Here is a 15,812-nt window from a genome sequence, read left to right as displayed (position 1 = left end):
TAGGATATATGTAAGCACTGATAAATTCTGTATATGAACTAGAACAGCTTAGAATCAAGAAGCAATGCAATTACTATAAAAAGAACACCAAGCACTGTTGTGATCTTTCTGAGAACCGCATCTTTTGAACTTCCTTTATTCTTGCCCCAGTATGAATTATCATAATTACCGCCGGTAATTGAACTTGTCAGACTGGCTGATTTACCTTCCTGTGACAGGACAATAATTGTTAATGCTATACATATAATTACATATACGACCATGATAATTGTCTTTACCATATTGCCACCTCCATTCCAAGTGTTCTGGTGTCAAATGCGCTTTTACACCAACTTTGTCCATAATAACATAGTCATTTGAGATTCGCAACCACTTTTTTCATGATTCTGCAAATCTACTTTTCAGATCAAAGCCGTGATTCATAGGTCCGCTTCCATGTCCCAGATCCATGCCATCTGCAAGCGCACCGGATATATAGTCTTTTGCGTTCTTTATTGCTTCATCGATCTTATACCCTTTTGCAAGATTTGATGCGATTGCACTTGATAGTGTGCATCCGGTTCCATGAGTATTCGGATTATCGATTCGTTTTCCATAATACCAGTTGACTTTTCCGTCTGAATATAAGACATCATTTGCATCGTTGATACTGTGCCCTCCCTTGCAGAGAACTGCGCAGCCATAGACTTTTGATATTTTTTCAGCTGCACAAACCATATCCTGTTCATCACGGATCGTCATTCCGGCCAATACCTCTGCTTCCGGAATATTCGGAGTAATAACCTCCGCGATCGGAAGCAAACATTCTTTTAAAGCACCGATCGCATCCTCGTCGATCAGCCGGTGTCCGCTGGTTGACACCATAACGGTATCCACAACTACATGTTCTGCCTGATATTCTTTTAACTTATCTGCGATCACACGGATCAACTTCTCGGATGCGACCATACCGATCTTAATCGCATCCGGCAGGATATCCGTAAATACGGCGTCAAGCTGTAAAGCAAGCATCTCAGGCGTTGTCTCCTGAATCCCGGTCACTCCCATTGTATTTTGGGCGGTCAATGCGGTGATTGCGCTCATGGCATAACAACCGTTCGCCATAATGGTCTTTATATCTGCCTGGATTCCCGCACCGCCGCCGGAATCGCTTCCGGCTATTGTAAGAACTGTCTTCACCCCTTTGTCTCCTTTACTTTTAACAATACTTTAGTTATCGGTTTGCTGTACATTTTCATCCATTCTGTGTCATACCGTTTTCTTTAAAGAAAGAAAATATTATATAATTCCTTTGTATTGTCAACATACAGCGTACTGTATTTTTTTAACTCATTTACATGCTCCGCACTCGCAGCATCATAGATACCACATACTTTGAAGCCTGCATCAAATGCCGTTCTTGCTCCATGATAAGCGTCCTCAAACACCCATGTATCAGCAATGTTTGTCTGCATATACTTTGCTGCCTGAATATAGATATCCGGATGTTCTTTTCCGATTCCTACCTCCGAGCAGGTAAAGATCTTCTTGAAAAAATGATCCATATGATTATGCTTCAATACGGCTTCGATATGAACCCTGTCTGTCGCAGTCGCTACTGTCATTGGAATTTTCCGCTCCTGTAAGGCAGATAAGAACTCTATGATCCCTGGCTTTGGTTCTGCTTCATTTCTGTAAAATGCTCCAATAGTTTCATTGATTCCATCTATGATATCAGGAATCGTTTTTGACAAGCCGTAATTCTTTTTAAGGTATTCCGCAGATTCTGTAATCGTAAATGTATACAGTTTTTTTTGAAGATGTGGTTCTGCCTTGATATTCATTTCTGCCAGATATCGTTCTGCCGCATGCTCCCACATTCCCATGGAATCGATCAGTGTTCCGTCTATATCAAAGATCGCACCTTTTATCATCCTTATTCTCCTAACATCTGCTTTGTCTGTTTTTTTAGATCTGCCGTAGCTGCCTCAATATTTGTCTGACCAAAGATCGCACTGATAACTGCGATACCACAAATTCCGCTTTGACTTAATTCCACAACATTATCTCTGGTTATGCCGCCGATTGCAATAACCGGAATATGCACATGCTCACAGATTTCCTGTAACGTCTCAAAACTGACTTCTGTTGCATCATTCTTAGATCCGGTTGGAAATACCGCACCAACGCCCAGATAATCCGCTCCATGCTTTTCAGCCAGTTCTGCCTGTTCCACTGTCTGTGCGGATACTCCGATGATCTTATCGTCTCCCAGCACCTTTCTGACATCTAAGGCTTCCATATCCGACTGTCCGACATGCACACCATCTGCACCAATCTTCTTTGCAAGCTCCACATTATCATTGATTACAAACGGCACCTTATATTCTTTGCATAATTTCTGGATCTCAAGAGCTTCCTGATAAAATGCTTTATCATCCAGATTTTTTTCACGAAGCTGGATAAAGGTTGCTCCGCCTTTTAATGCTGCCTCAACCTGACTGATCAGAGTTGCCCCATTCAACCAGTGTCTGTCTGTTACTGCATATAGCAAAAGCTCCTCCGGCTTTATATGTGTCTGCTTACTCATAGCCTCGTTCACTCCTTATCTGATCTCATACTTTGCCATACTGCAAAGCTTATCTGCATCCATATTATAGATTGCGTCAATAATGCGGTTTCTATAAGTTGAATTGCCATCTGTGGACTCCATATTCGCAAATCCAACTTCTCCTGCAACTCCCATCAGTATAACGGCAGTTGCAGCAGCTTCCAGTTTGTTATCCTGATTTGCTGTCAGATAAGCTGTCATAAGACCGGACAACTGGCATCCGGTTCCTGTGATCTTACCCATCTCCGGTCTTCCGTTCCGGATCACATAACAGGTATCTGCATCTGCTACCAGATCGATTGCTCCTGTAACAGCGATGATACAGCCGAGTTTTCCCGCAAATTTTTTCACAAAATCAACCGCCTGATCGAGAGTATCTTCTGTAACTGTATCAGCCACATCTGCATCTACGCCTTTTGTACTGCCGGAACCAAATGCAAGAGTCTTGATTTCTGATATATTTCCACGGATCACATCAAATTTTATCTCATTTAAAAGCTTCATCGCTGTCTCTGTACGTAGTCTGCTGGCTCCTGCGCCCACCGGATCAAGCAGCACGGCATGTCCCAGCTCATTTGCCTTTTTGCCGGCAGCAAGCATGGATGGGATCGTATTCTTATTTAAGGTCCCAATATTAATATTTAAACCGCCACAGATACCGGTGATATCTTCCACATCGTCAATATCATCTGCCATGATCGGACTTCCTCCACATGCCAGAAGCACATTTGCAACATCATTTACTGTTACATAATTCGTGATATTATGCACCAGCGGAGTTTTCGCCTTTACATTTTCAAAACACACCTTGATCATTTTATCTACCTCCTGTAATAGCAGCTTAACTATACTCAGTTTTCTTCCCTTTTTCAACTATTTTACCTGAAAATGCTTTACCTTATCTGAGATTCTCCTGTTAATCTATCTGTTTTTTGTTTGTAAATACCATACGCAAATTGAAAAATTTATAATTCATAGTAATTACTCTTTTTTCATAAAATACTGATGAACAAATAAACCGGAGTTTTCCCTATGAAGCATCCTGCCTTATCTATCCGCTCATTCTGCTTATATTCTGCTTTCATCCTGCTTGTTATCACACTCTGTCTGAATTCTTCATTTGTTTCCAAAAGTTTTGCAGAGGGTCTTGTACTGTGGTATAACAATCTGGTTCCTCTGCTGCTTCCTTTTCTTCTGATCTCGGGTTTCTTCCTGTCTATGATTGACTGGGAGCATCCAAACCGGGCAGGCTGTCTGATCCTGTTATTCTTATGCGGTCTGTTCTGCGGCTACCCGGTCGGCGCAATCGCTATAGGCAGGCTCTACAAAAATCAAGTTATATCAAAAGATTTCGCCCATGCCATTATGCCCCTCTGCAACAACATCAGCCCTATGTTTCTGATGGGATATGTCTGTAACCGATATCTAAACGGGCAGATAAATACCATCACTGTTCTGGCAGTCATCTATCTGCCACAGATCTGCTATGCCATCCTGTACTATCTGTTATCCAAAAAGCAGTTATATATTTTACATTTTAAGCCAATCAAAAAAACAGCTCATCTCTCTTCTGATGATCAACCAAATCACCGAATATATCTCTCTGAAACTGCAGGCACTCTGTCCGAATATGCAACGGCACAAGATGATAACTATATGTCTTCTGTTATCGAAAACAGTATAACAACTATCACCATCATAGGAATCTATGTTGCCATTTTCTCTGTTCTATATGATCTTGTAATCGCATTTACCGGAGGCATACCGATTCTTCATATTCTCGCCTGTTACCTTGAGATAACAAAGGGACTGTCGGAATTATCTGCACTCTCCCTTTCTCATGTACAAAAAACAGCTTTGATCCTTTCTGTTACATCATTTGGCGGAATATCCTCCCTGTGCCAATCCATGCATATCCTAAAAGGTACAAAGCTGTCTTTTATATGCTATACATTTGGTAAATGTATCTGCGCAACGTTTAGTTATCTGATAATCTTGTTGCTTTTAAGCTAAAATCCGACAATCTCTAGTCATCCAGAAAGTCATCGTCAAAATCATCATCTTCATCGTCTTCTTCATCATCGGAATACTCAGTCTTACCATATACATTATAATTCCGATCCTCTTCTGCAGTTACTTTCTCTTCCGGTACTGCCTGTGGATCATCCTCAGGAGCCGCAGCCTGCTGCGCTGCTCCGGTCATATTTGCAATATCTCCATTGATCTCATTTGTATTATTCAATACAATATCCAGATTTGACTGTAAGGACTGAATCAGGTTATCGTAATTTGCCTTTTCAGCCTCTAATGTTGCATTAATATAATTGCTGACCTCTGTAAGCTTATCCTTAGTGTAATACATAGAACCCAGACGGATCTCATTTGCATCTGCATTTGCTTCGTTTACAATCTGATCAGCCTGACTTCTTGCCATATCTAAAATCTCATTTGCACGGATATTTGCAAGTTCAACTATCTGGCTCTGATCTACCAGCTTATTTGCCTCCGCAACAGATTCTGTGATAATAGAATCTGCTCTTGTTCTTGCATCTGCAAGGATAGCTTCTTTATTACGCATGATCTTTTTGCAACGCTCAATCTCATTTGGAAGCTTTAACTTCAGTTCATTTAACATCTGTTCCAGATCATCCTTTGGAACAACGATCTTACTGGATGATAACGGCTGATACTTACAATTATCTATAAAAATCTCAATCTCAGAAATCATTTCCTCAATGCCTTTTTTTGCCATGACTTATTTCCTCCTAAAATGCTCTGTTATATTTTTCTTTTATACGATCGACAACTTCTATTGGAACAAACTGTGTAACATCTACCCCATATCTTGCATACTCCTTCACGATACTGGAACTCAGATATGCATATTCAATACTCGTTGTCAAAAATACGGTGTCAATCTCCGGTGCAACTTTACGATTACTCTGTGCAATCTGCAATTCATATTCAAAATCTGTTACAGCTCTTAAGCCTCTGATAATCGTTTTTACACCATTCTGTCTGGCAAAATCAATCAGCAGTCCCCCAAAGCTCTCAACACGAACATTCGGTATATCTGACACCACTTCAGACAACATATTAACACGTTCTTTTACAGAAAACAATGGAGTTTTTGAAGTATTGTTCAAAACGCCGATGATCACTTCATCAAACATCTCTGCAGAGCGTTTAATCACATCCAAATGCCCCAATGTGACCGGGTCAAAACTTCCCGGATAAATTGCACTACTCATTTTATAAAATCTCCTGTATAAATGTATGTTTATTCGTCTTATACTTCTTCACACGATCGATTTCGAATCCTATATCTGTTAAATAATCATATTCTGTATTCAGATCCGATTCAACAATGATCCATGTGTTTTTATCAACAATACCTGAAGACGCAAGACGGTTCAATACCTGTTTTTCTAATAATTTTCCATATGGAGGATCCATAAATATAATATCAAACACAAGTCCTGACCGTTCCAGACTGTCAATCGCCGCAACACAGTCTCCTGTGATGACCCTGGCCTTGTCTTTTAATCCGGTAAATTCCAGATTGCGGTTAATGCAGTCTACTGCCTTCCGATTCTGTTCTACAAGGACTGCCTGCTTTGCTCCACGACTCAATGCTTCGATCGCGATCGCTCCGCTTCCACTGAACAGATCCAGAAATGTACAATCCGGCAATTCTCTCGATATGATATTAAATAAGGTCTCTTTGATCCGGTCTGTTGTCGGTCTGGTATCCATCGTGTCGATCGTTTCCAGACGAAGACTTCTGGCAGTTCCCGCTATTACTCTCATAAATCATGATCTCCCATAGGTTGTTAAAATCTTTTTTTATTGTATATATTTCATCCCTTTTGTCAATAGGAACTCTCAATTTTTTCCTTAATATACCTTCCGCTGTCTGACAGATCATCATCTGTAAAGCCACTTTTCTTTGTACAGGAGGAATCAAATAATGACGATGTCTCGGCTTTATTTGAAATATTCCATGCCGCATAGCTTAGATTCTTATCATCGATCAGATCAAACCATGCATCGGACTGATCATAATCAATCGAACCGTTTCCTGATGCATCACACAAGCCAAACTCCGATACAAAAACCGGGAGTCCGGAATCAAGTGCAGACTGAACCTTATTTCTCAGATCATCCTTATGGGTTGCGGCATAGAAATGAACCGCATACATCAGATTTGTCTGATCTGTGATCGGATCTGCAGCTGCCACATCTACATCCTGACTCCAAGTTGGTGTTCCGACAATGATAATAGCATCCGGCGCATTTTTTCGTATGATCGGGATGATCGTTTCCGCATAGCTCTTTACGGAATCCCAGGTTGTTCCCCCATTAGGTTCATTTGCGATCTCATAGATCACATTTCCGTAAGAAGCATATTTCTTTGATATCCGATCAAAGAAATCCTTTGCATCATCTATATGCATATTCGGGTCATTGTCATTTAAAATATGCCAGTCAATGATCGCATACAGTCCAAGATCCGTTGCTGCATCAACACCTTTTCCAAGAAGCTCCTCGATCTCTGATTTATTTCCGCCGGAACAATATCCATAGGAATCTCCTGTATCTGTATACATCGCAAAACGCACCAGATTGATACCAAAGGAATCTTTAAAATACTGATAGGTGTCCTTACTTACAAAATCAGCAAACCAGGTAAGTCCGTGTGTACTGACACCTTTTAACCGGAATTTACTGCCGGATGCATCCACCAGATCCGTTCCCGATACTGCAAGTTTTCCATGTACCTTATACGGATCATCTTCTTTTTTACCGATTTTGCTGTCGGTGACCTTATCGCTGCCGGACTGATCTTTTTTATCGCTGTCAACGGACTGCCCATCTGTCTGAGCTGCATTCTCATCATTTTTCTGCTGATCATCGCCGGTGACAGTTGTTACTTCTTTTCCTGCGATCATCAATGTACAACGAACAGGCTTCACATCCGATGCTGACAAATTATATCCAAAATCAATGCTGCCACCAGCCGGTATCTCCTCATTATAGCTTTCTGCGGTTACATGAACCACCGATCCATCTGCCGTATACTTTCCATTCCAGAGCTGGTCGATCGTTACTTTCCCGGAAAATTCCAGATCAACGCTCCAATCCGTTGCAGCTTTATCGGTCTTATTATAGATCGTGACCGTCTCTGTAGCGGCTGTCATCCCGTTATTTTCCCATGTACTTCCAACCGTTACTTCTGCATATAAGGTCTTCTTGTCATCTGTCGACTTCTGAGTATCGGATGCACCCTTTTCCTTCTTTTGATCAGCGCCATCCTCAGCCTTTTGCTCCGCATCCTGCCCGGATTCCTCTATCACAGCTTCTGTTCCGGCATTCTTCTGTTCGTCCGGATCATTATTTTTCCGACTTTTTGTCACCAGTATAACTGACAGTGCCACAACAGCCGCTGCAAGTACTATGATGACTCCCCATAATACAATCGCCTTTTTCTTCTGGTTCATTTTTGCACTACTCCCTTTTTATTTGCCTTTTTCATTCACCCTTTTATTCTGTCCTGATGCCGCTTTCATTTCTCGTATAACATGGTTGTCCACTTCTCCGGCTCCATATCGGATCTGTTCATATATAGCAGAAATACCCTCTACATTTCCAACCTCCGTCTCTGTTATCTCCTGCCTGATATCTTCACAGGTCATCCGTTTGTTAAGTGTGATCACATCCTTATATCGCAGGATCGACTTCTTATAAATTTTTCTTGCCCGTTCTTCAGCTGTCAACCTGTGCATTATGCGTCTATCTGTTATACGTTCTTTATATTGCCTCGGTTCTTCGGCGATAAGCTCGATCACATCATCTGCATGGCTTCTCGGTTTCAAAAGGAAACGGATCACCTGCAACAATATCCGTACCAGAAAGAATATCAGAAGAAGAACTACAAATACCTTTAATATCAAGGTAAATACATCATATCCCTTTACACTGTTCTGATAATATTCATTTAAGGTATCCTGATAATCGAGACCGGTTGCTGCCGTTCCTCCCTTCGTAAGCAGCGTCAGCACAAATACCCATATGACCATGATCGCACCAAATACTGTCTGAACCACCTTTGCAAATGCACGCGCAAGTACATTTACAAACCCGGACAGATCAAGGAAACGACAGGCTCCCATTAATAACAACACAAGCACTGCAAGGAATAATACAACCCTGCCATTTATAACTGCGATATCCCGGATGGATTGCTCCGATACTTCTGTTGTGTGTGAGATATAGCGTTTCAACCCCTGTATATACCGGATCATCATATATATAGCCATAAGTAATGCAACTGCAATATAAGACAGGTTCGACAAAACAGACAGTTTCATGCCGATACTTGCAAAATAAATAATAATTCCTGCTAAGATCGATGGCCATGGTTCGCTCATATCTGTAAGTCCGGAACCTCTCTTTGCATAAGCAACCGCACATGGCAACAGATACCCGATATCATAAATCCCTGTAACCATTCGGATCCATACTGTGCCCGGCAAGATAACTAAAAGTCCCGCAAGCACCAGATGTCCAATGGTAAGTAATATATGATTCGGTGCAAAATCTCTGATCAGATAGGACAACAGAAATATTCCTGCGATCCAAATGGCATCCGTAAACCGCGGATCTTGTCTCATAAATATCATGCAGAATGTATACATGAACAATTCCGCCACTACCACCTCATAAAGATAACGTAATCCTCGCTCTGCCCAATATATCTTATGTGTCATTTAACTCTACCTCCATTCCATGAAGATAAGGTCTGATATCATCGCACCCCTGTATATTCAGATATGGAACTATCATATAAATATTCTTTCCTTTTTCAGCCATATGATCAAGTTCATTCAGCAAATCCTTTTTATGATATGCAGATACGATCAGATATGTTGTATTACTGTCTACATCTGTCACTTCCTGCTTCAAGACTTCAACAAATCTATCAATTCCGGCATTTTCCGTTATCCGTGCCAGATATTTATCAACCGTAAATCGATGTTCTCCGGAAGAACCAAAATCCACCCATTCCACCTCACCGGATAACAGATCATATCCATTTGCCCGTATCATGACAGGAATCCGGTTATCCAGAAAGTAAGATGCTGCCGTGGATGCTATACTGATACACATTTCCTGTATATAATGAACTCTTATCATGGTGTTCGGCTCCAGGCAGACAAGTATCTTCACCCTCTGTTCTGCCGTGTGCTCATATACATTTACCATCAGGTCGTCGCATCTGGCTGTTGCTTTCCAGTTAATGCTCTTTCTCGGGTCTCCCACGCTGTAAGTCCGCAGGCCGGAAAAAGCAAACGGATCCGGAAAAAGACTTCTCCTTGATGTCAGATCACCCAACATACCATCTAAGACCGTATCAAGCTGTATATTAGAAAGTTTTTCAGGGAAAACATACAGATATGCCTGATTTTCTACAGACAGCGCAAATGTCTTCGACATCAGAAAATCCTTTGCCATCAGCTTTACAGCACTGATAAAAAACAAACCTCGCTCTTTCGCCGTAAATGAAAGCTTTCTGACTACCTTCCGGTTTCCCATAATCGAAAACGGATCATTTCTATGATAAAAATCCGTAACAACCGCATTCTCATTTTCCTGAAACTGTAAGGATCTCGCTGTGGAAAACTTCACATGTAAAGTTGTAAGAGGCAGCATCTTTCGATTTGTAATTGTCTCTGTTATCCCTGATTTATCGCCAATCTCCAGATACCTGTCATCAAAATCCAGATCAAGAGAAAGCCCCTGATCCCAGTATTTGCGGTAAATAACAGTCTGTCCGAGATAGATCACCAGAAAACACAATACTGCTATCAGTATCTCCATATTAATTCTCCCAATCTTCAACCGGAACAGCGATCTGATCGACCAGTTCCCTGATCACTGCCTTTTCCTTTTTCTCATCCATGTGCCCTGCCATGATCACACGATGTGCCAGAACATACGGTGCCATATACCGGACGTCATCCGGACGGACAAAGGTTCTGCCCTCCATAGCAGCATATGCCTGCGACAAACGAAGAAGCCCTACCGTACCTCTGGAGCTTGCACCAACCTGTATCCGGCTATTATTCCTGGTCGCAAGGATCATGTCTGCTATATATTCCTTTACGCAAGGATGAACAAAAACTTCTCTGACCGCTTCCTGCATCGTCTTTATATGATCTGTATCACAGACCGTCTGAAGTGTATCAAACGGATTCTCAGACATAAAACGATCCATGATCGAAACCTCTGTAGCCTTTGAATTATCTCCCATGGAGATCTTTATAAGGAAACGATCAAGCTGGGCTTCCGGAAGCGGGTATGTACCGGTCGTCTCGATCGGATTCTCTGTTGCAATAACAAAAAACGGTGCTTCAAGCCTATGACTTTCTCCATCGATCGTCACCTGCTGCTCTTCCATTGCCTCAAGCAGACTGGACTGTGTTCTCGGTGTTGCACGATTGATCTCATCTGCAAGCAGGATATTTGTAAATACAGGTCCCTTCACCAATACAAAATCTTCTGATTTACGATTATAGATACTTAAGCCTGTAATATCGGATGGCATAAGATCAGGTGTGAACTGAACTCTCTTAAACTGTCCTCCGATGCTTTTTGCAAATGTCTTTGCTAAAAGTGTCTTACCGGTTCCCGGTCTGTCCTCCACCAGTACATGACCTCCCGCAAAAAGTGCAGCCAGTATCACACGTATCTCCTTCTCTCTGCCGATCAGTACTCTCGATATATTCTCACAGATCTTATCTGCCTGTTCTTTTACCTCTGCTATCTTCATCGTTCTAATCTCCTTATAATATCGGTTTTCCATACATCTCATTTCTTGCTGCTACACTTCGGTCAAATTCTGTCCGTATGCGGTCACCATACTTCTCATAGACATCCGATGCTGCCTTTAACATGTCGGCATGTTTATAGATATCTCCCATCTTAAACAGTACATCTCCGCTCTGTCTGATACCAAAGAAATCTCCCGGTCCTCTCCGTTTCAGATCTTCTCCCGCAATATAAAAGCCATCGTTTGAATCTGCAAGTACATTTAATCGTTCCATCACTTCTTTATTTTTCTTTCCACTGATAAAGATACAATAAGACTGCAGATTTCCACGTCCCACACGCCCACGGAGCTGATGCAGAGCTGCCAGTCCAAACCGTTCTGCATTTTCTACCATCATAACCGTGGCATTCGGATTATTGATCCCTACCTCGATAACCGTTGTAGATACCAGTACATCAACCTTTTTTTCATAAAAATCCGTCAGGATACGGTTCTTCTCATCCCCTGTCATCTTGCCATGCAAATAGGCCACATGTATGCTGCTGTCAAGCTTCTGTGACAGATCTTCCGAATACTCAACTACATTTGCCACATCATCTAAGGCTTCGCTTTCCTCCACCATCGGGCATACCACATAGACCTGATGTCCTTTCTTAACCTCTGCCCGGATAAATGCCTGTGCTTTCGGGCGGTAGCTCTCATCCACTACACAGTTTTTGATCGGAATCCGTCCTGCCGGCAGTTCATTAATTACCGAAATATCAAGATCTCCGTACATAATGATCGCAAGGGTTCTCGGAATCGGTGTCGCACTCATAACAAGAACATGTGGCGTTCCCCCTTTTAACGATAATTTCTCTCTCTGTCTTACGCCAAACCGATGCTGCTCATCCGTCACAACAAGCGCCAGATTATCATATTCCACCTTGTCCTGTATCAACGCATGCGTTCCAACGATCACATCCGCACGATGCTCTGCAATCTCCTGATACGCTTCCCGTTTCTCCTTTGCCGTCATCGAACCGGTCAACAGCGTAACATGGATTCCATATGGCTCAAATAAGCCGGTCAGTTCTTTAAAGTGCTGATTTGCAAGTACCTCGGTCGGCGCCATGATCACACCCTGATAACCCTGCGTCGCACAGGCAAATAAAGCGATCGCAGCAACGATCGTTTTACCGGAACCGACATCCCCCTGCACAAGACGGTTCATCACATGCTCTGAATTCATATCTGCCATGATATCTCGAACCGCATCCATCTGTGCCCCAGTCAGACGATACGGAAGGCTCTCGATAAACCCTGTCACCTGCTCCGTAAATGGTATCTTCGCCTGATTGTATTTCACCGTATCATGTTCTTTCAGACTATGCATATTCTCTATAAATTCATAAAATTCATCAAAGGCAACCCGCTTGATCGCAGCTCTTAAGTGATCCTCCGTATCCGGGAAATGGATATGGGTTACGGCTTCATTTGCCCTCATCAGATCATATTCATCCCGAATGTCCTCCGGTATATAATCTGAAAGCGTCTGAATCAGAGGAAGCGTTCCCTTTACCGCTTTCTGGATCGTCTTGCTTGTAATACCCGCCGTACAACCATATACAGGCTGCCATTCTTTTAAAATTTCCTGATATTGGGGCACTGTATAGTACTCCGGCTGGCTCATCGTATACATGCCATTCTTATATTTCACTTCTCCGACAAAGATATAACGATCTCCAATATGAAAATAATTACGCAGAAAAGGACAATTAAACCATGTCAGTTTAATTGTCCCGGTATAATCTTTGGCATAGGCAGTCGCAATCGAGAATCCGCGAAGCTTCTTCACTTCCACCCGACTGTTGATCGTCACACTTACTGCCTGACGCTCATCTGCCTGTATATCCTGAATGTCAACAGGATCCATATATGTAATATAAGTTCTTGGATAATAATGGATAAGGTCACTCACTGTAGAGATACCAAGCTTTGCCAGATTACCGGCTGTTTTTTCTCCTATCCCTTTAATACAAGTTACCTTATCCTTTAATTCCATGTAGTTTTTCTCCCTTTATTCTACAGAAACAATGTAATAATAGATTGGCTGACCACCATAGTAGTTCTGTACATCGCAGTCAGGGAAGCTTTCTTCCACTCTTGCCGCAAATGCCTCTGCATCCTCCTTCTTTACATCTGCTCCGTAATAAATACTGATCAGTTCGCTGTCTTCATCTACTGCATCTTTGATCAGATCGAATGTAACATCCGAAATGTCATTACCAACGGATACCAGTCCCTTATCACCGATACCCATGATATCTCCCTCATGGATGGCTTTTCCATCGATGGAGGTATCTCTGACCGCATATGTTACCTGTCCGCTCTTTACATTTGATACAGCTTCTAACATATTGTTTTTGTTATCCTCTAATGTCATCGTACTGTCAAACGCTATCATTGCACTGATACCCTGTGGCGCATTTGCCGTTGCAAGGACGATGATATTCTTATCTTCACATAAGCCGGCTGCCTGATTGGCTGCAAGAACAACATTTTTATTATTTGGGAATATAAATATATTCTCGGCATGAACCTTCTCGATCGCATTCAGCATATCCTCAGTGCTTGGATTCATCGTCTGACCACCTTCGATCACATAATCAACTCCAAGCTCCGTAAAGAACTCCTTTAATCCATCACCCATGGATACTGCGATGAAACCATATTGTTTCTTTGGCTGCTGTTTTTCTTTCTCTGCCTGTCTTGCAGCTTCCTGTCTGGCTGCTTCTTCCCGTTCTGCCTGCTTGATGACCTTCTCATGATGCTCCAGTCTCATATTATCGACCTTCATATTTGACAGATAACCAAGGGTAAGACCTTTTTCAAATGCCTGGCCCGGATGGTTTGTATGAACATGGATCTTTACGATCTCATCATCTGATACACAGACAATGGAATCACCGATCGACTCTAAGAACTGTTTCAGATCTTCTTCCTCTTTTATGCCGTATGGTTTTTCCAGATTAATAATAAATTCTGTACAATATCCGAACTTGATATCGGCCGACAGATCTTCAGAATACTTTGGATTGTCAACACCGGATACTCCTGCTCCGGAAGGCTTTGTATCTGCAATTACGACACGTCCGAGAATACAGTCAACTGCACCCTTTAATACTTCCATCAGGCCCTGTCCGCCGGAATCCACAACACCGGCCTCTTTTAATACCGGAAGCAGCTCCGGTGTGGAAGCAAGCACTTCATCTCCATGCTTAATGATGGTTTCGCAGAATTCCTCCAATGTAATATCTGTACCTGCACATTCTCTGGCCTTAGTAGCAATACCTCTGGCAACTGTAAGGATCGTTCCTTCCTTTGGCTTCATAACAGCCTTATAAGCTGTCTCAACCGCCTTCTGGAATGCATCAGCAATCTCGATTACTCCGATCTCTGTTTTATCCCCGATCTTCTTGCTGAAACCACGAAGAAGCTGAGAAAGGATTACACCTGAATTACCTCTGGCTCCACGAAGGGAACCGGTTGACATTGCCTTTGCGATATCACTCATTGTCTCCTTACAGGATTCAACTTCCCTTTTTGCTGACATGATCGTCATTGTCATATTTGTACCGGTATCTCCATCCGGTACAGGGAACACATTCAGCTCATTAATATAATCTTTTTTATTATCAAGGTTATTCGCACCGGCTATAAATGCTTTCTTCAGTGCAAGTGCATCAATCGTATTTTTCACTTCTACAGTTCCTCCGTCTAATCCAGAATCTTTACATCTTCAACAAATACATTTACCTGACTGACCTTAAGAGATGTAAAATCTTCTACTTTATATTTTACAGACTGCATCAGATTATCTGTTACAGCCTTGATGCTGACACCATATGCCACAACGATATGAAGCTCTACCACAATATCTCCATTCTCATCAAACGTAACATGAATTCCCTGCGTGATATTGTTTCCTTTTAACTGTTTTACGATTCCGTCTTTTACACTGACAATACCCATACCAACAATGCCAAAGCAATCGAGTGCTGTCATACCTGCTACCTGTGCAACCACATTCTCATCCAGACTGACGGTTCCATTATCATTATTTATATATTCGTTCATAGAAAACCTCCCATGCTTTTGTCCTGTTATATGATGTGCAGGAATCCCATCTCCTTATCATTCTGAAAAGTATATTTAAAAATAGGCAAACCTGTCTCACCATAATTATAAACATATAGTTCTATTATAACAGAGAATATGCAAATTTCAAGACAACCATTTATTGTCTATTCTTTTTAAAAAAATTAAAAATTGTAGGTTTGTCAAACATATGTTACACAGATGCCAGATAATCCTTTAGTACCTGATTTGGAGATTTCCATCCTAATG

The 15,812-nt window shown here is 41.9% G+C and carries 16 protein-coding genes; 1 reads left to right on the top strand and 15 read right to left on the bottom strand.

Going from position 1 to position 15,812, the window contains the following annotated elements:
- Nucleotides 1-38 precede the first annotated feature (38 nt).
- The 5 genes from secG to thiM form a co-directional block, all read right to left on the bottom strand.
- Complete coding sequence (secG, locus tag GT641_RS01575; RefSeq protein ID WP_008400940.1) at nt 39-281, bottom strand: preprotein translocase subunit SecG; 243 nt, start codon at nt 279-281, stop codon at nt 39-41.
- A gap of 97 nt (nt 282-378) precedes the next feature.
- The gene (gene thiD / locus GT641_RS01570) at nt 379-1,179 is read right to left on the bottom strand and encodes a bifunctional hydroxymethylpyrimidine kinase/phosphomethylpyrimidine kinase (protein WP_008400941.1); all 801 of its coding nucleotides are present in this window, start codon (nt 1,177-1,179) and stop codon (nt 379-381) included.
- An 83-nt stretch (nt 1,180-1,262) separates the two neighbouring features.
- On the bottom strand, nt 1,263-1,913 hold the full coding sequence (locus GT641_RS01565; protein ID WP_119963054.1) for an HAD family phosphatase: 651 nt from the start codon (nt 1,911-1,913) through the stop codon (nt 1,263-1,265).
- Nucleotides 1,914-1,915: 2 nt separating this feature from the next.
- Nucleotides 1,916-2,569 (bottom strand): thiamine phosphate synthase, encoded by a 654-nt coding sequence (thiE, locus tag GT641_RS01560; protein WP_161116676.1) that lies wholly within the window; start codon nt 2,567-2,569, stop codon nt 1,916-1,918.
- A gap of 15 nt (nt 2,570-2,584) precedes the next feature.
- A complete protein-coding gene (thiM, locus tag GT641_RS01555) occupies nt 2,585-3,406 on the bottom strand; it encodes a hydroxyethylthiazole kinase (protein WP_161116675.1) in 822 nt (273 codons plus the stop codon).
- 216 nt (nt 3,407-3,622) lie between these two features.
- On the opposite strand from thiM, the gene GT641_RS01550 reads away from it, so the two are divergent.
- Nucleotides 3,623-4,603, top strand: a complete 981-nt coding sequence (locus GT641_RS01550; protein ID WP_161116674.1) for a hypothetical protein — start codon at nt 3,623-3,625, stop codon at nt 4,601-4,603.
- Nucleotides 4,604-4,616: 13 nt separating this feature from the next.
- Here the strand turns inward: GT641_RS01550 and GT641_RS01545 are convergent, their stop codons facing one another.
- The 10 genes from GT641_RS01545 to GT641_RS01500 all read right to left on the bottom strand — a co-directional run bounded on the left by GT641_RS01545 (nt 4,617) and on the right by GT641_RS01500 (nt 15,542).
- Nucleotides 4,617-5,342: a hypothetical protein gene (locus GT641_RS01545; RefSeq protein WP_008400947.1), complete on the bottom strand. Its 726-nt coding sequence runs from the start codon at nt 5,340-5,342 to the stop codon at nt 4,617-4,619.
- 13 nt (nt 5,343-5,355) lie between these two features.
- Nucleotides 5,356-5,841, bottom strand: a complete 486-nt coding sequence (gene coaD / locus GT641_RS01540) for a pantetheine-phosphate adenylyltransferase (RefSeq protein ID WP_008400949.1) — start codon at nt 5,839-5,841, stop codon at nt 5,356-5,358.
- Between the two features lies 1 nt (nt 5,842).
- Nucleotides 5,843-6,400, bottom strand: a complete 558-nt coding sequence (rsmD, locus tag GT641_RS01535; RefSeq protein ID WP_008400951.1) for a 16S rRNA (guanine(966)-N(2))-methyltransferase RsmD — start codon at nt 6,398-6,400, stop codon at nt 5,843-5,845.
- A 62-nt stretch (nt 6,401-6,462) separates the two neighbouring features.
- Nucleotides 6,463-8,091 (bottom strand): cellulase family glycosylhydrolase, encoded by a 1,629-nt coding sequence (locus GT641_RS01530; RefSeq protein ID WP_161116673.1) that lies wholly within the window; start codon nt 8,089-8,091, stop codon nt 6,463-6,465.
- Nucleotides 8,092-8,109: 18 nt separating this feature from the next.
- Nucleotides 8,110-9,360 (bottom strand): hypothetical protein, encoded by a 1,251-nt coding sequence (locus tag GT641_RS01525; protein WP_161116672.1) that lies wholly within the window; start codon nt 9,358-9,360, stop codon nt 8,110-8,112.
- Nucleotides 9,350-10,471 (bottom strand): DUF58 domain-containing protein, encoded by a 1,122-nt coding sequence (locus tag GT641_RS01520; protein ID WP_008400955.1) that lies wholly within the window; start codon nt 10,469-10,471, stop codon nt 9,350-9,352. The genes GT641_RS01525 and GT641_RS01520 overlap by 11 nt, the downstream gene beginning before the upstream one ends.
- A gap of 1 nt (nt 10,472) precedes the next feature.
- Nucleotides 10,473-11,423: a MoxR family ATPase gene (locus GT641_RS01515; RefSeq protein WP_044944989.1), complete on the bottom strand. Its 951-nt coding sequence runs from the start codon at nt 11,421-11,423 to the stop codon at nt 10,473-10,475.
- Between the two features lie 13 nt (nt 11,424-11,436).
- Nucleotides 11,437-13,467, bottom strand: coding sequence for an ATP-dependent DNA helicase RecG (gene recG, locus GT641_RS01510; protein WP_008400957.1), 2,031 nt, complete (start codon nt 13,465-13,467; stop codon nt 11,437-11,439).
- A gap of 15 nt (nt 13,468-13,482) precedes the next feature.
- On the bottom strand, nt 13,483-15,165 hold the full coding sequence (locus tag GT641_RS01505; RefSeq protein WP_008400958.1) for a DAK2 domain-containing protein: 1,683 nt from the start codon (nt 15,163-15,165) through the stop codon (nt 13,483-13,485).
- Nucleotides 15,166-15,182: 17 nt separating this feature from the next.
- Nucleotides 15,183-15,542: an Asp23/Gls24 family envelope stress response protein gene (locus tag GT641_RS01500; RefSeq protein WP_008400960.1), complete on the bottom strand. Its 360-nt coding sequence runs from the start codon at nt 15,540-15,542 to the stop codon at nt 15,183-15,185.
- Between the last annotated feature and the right edge of the window lie 270 nt (nt 15,543-15,812).

Origin of the sequence: Clostridium sp. BIOML-A1 (genome assembly GCF_009874105.1) — a bacterium.
Taxonomy (GTDB): Bacteria; Bacillota; Clostridia; order Lachnospirales; family Lachnospiraceae; genus Coprococcus.
The sequence above is the reverse complement of the archived record's forward strand: the minus strand, read 5'-3'. Positions and strand labels throughout refer to the sequence as shown.

Bases quoted from the DNA above. Each gene is read 5' to 3' on its own strand.
- secG (WP_008400940.1), bottom strand. From the start codon at position 281: ATGGTAAAGACAATTATCATGGTCGTATATGTAATTATATGTATAGCA.
- GT641_RS01565 (WP_119963054.1), bottom strand. From the start codon at position 1,913: ATGATAAAAGGTGCGATCTTTGATATAGACGGAACACTGATCGATTCC.
- thiE (WP_161116676.1), bottom strand. From the start codon at position 2,569: ATGAGTAAGCAGACACATATAAAGCCGGAGGAGCTTTTGCTATATGCA.
- thiM (WP_161116675.1), bottom strand. From the start codon at position 3,406: ATGATCAAGGTGTGTTTTGAAAATGTAAAGGCGAAAACTCCGCTGGTG.
- GT641_RS01550 (WP_161116674.1), top strand. From the start codon at position 3,623: ATGAAGCATCCTGCCTTATCTATCCGCTCATTCTGCTTATATTCTGCT.
- GT641_RS01545 (WP_008400947.1), bottom strand. From the start codon at position 5,342: ATGGCAAAAAAAGGCATTGAGGAAATGATTTCTGAGATTGAGATTTTT.
- coaD (WP_008400949.1), bottom strand. From the start codon at position 5,841: ATGAGTAGTGCAATTTATCCGGGAAGTTTTGACCCGGTCACATTGGGG.
- rsmD (WP_008400951.1), bottom strand. From the start codon at position 6,400: ATGAGAGTAATAGCGGGAACTGCCAGAAGTCTTCGTCTGGAAACGATC.
- GT641_RS01530 (WP_161116673.1), bottom strand. From the start codon at position 8,091: ATGAACCAGAAGAAAAAGGCGATTGTATTATGGGGAGTCATCATAGTA.
- GT641_RS01525 (WP_161116672.1), bottom strand. From the start codon at position 9,360: ATGACACATAAGATATATTGGGCAGAGCGAGGATTACGTTATCTTTAT.
- GT641_RS01520 (WP_008400955.1), bottom strand. From the start codon at position 10,471: ATGGAGATACTGATAGCAGTATTGTGTTTTCTGGTGATCTATCTCGGA.
- GT641_RS01515 (WP_044944989.1), bottom strand. From the start codon at position 11,423: ATGAAGATAGCAGAGGTAAAAGAACAGGCAGATAAGATCTGTGAGAAT.
- recG (WP_008400957.1), bottom strand. From the start codon at position 13,467: ATGGAATTAAAGGATAAGGTAACTTGTATTAAAGGGATAGGAGAAAAA.
- GT641_RS01500 (WP_008400960.1), bottom strand. From the start codon at position 15,542: ATGAACGAATATATAAATAATGATAATGGAACCGTCAGTCTGGATGAG.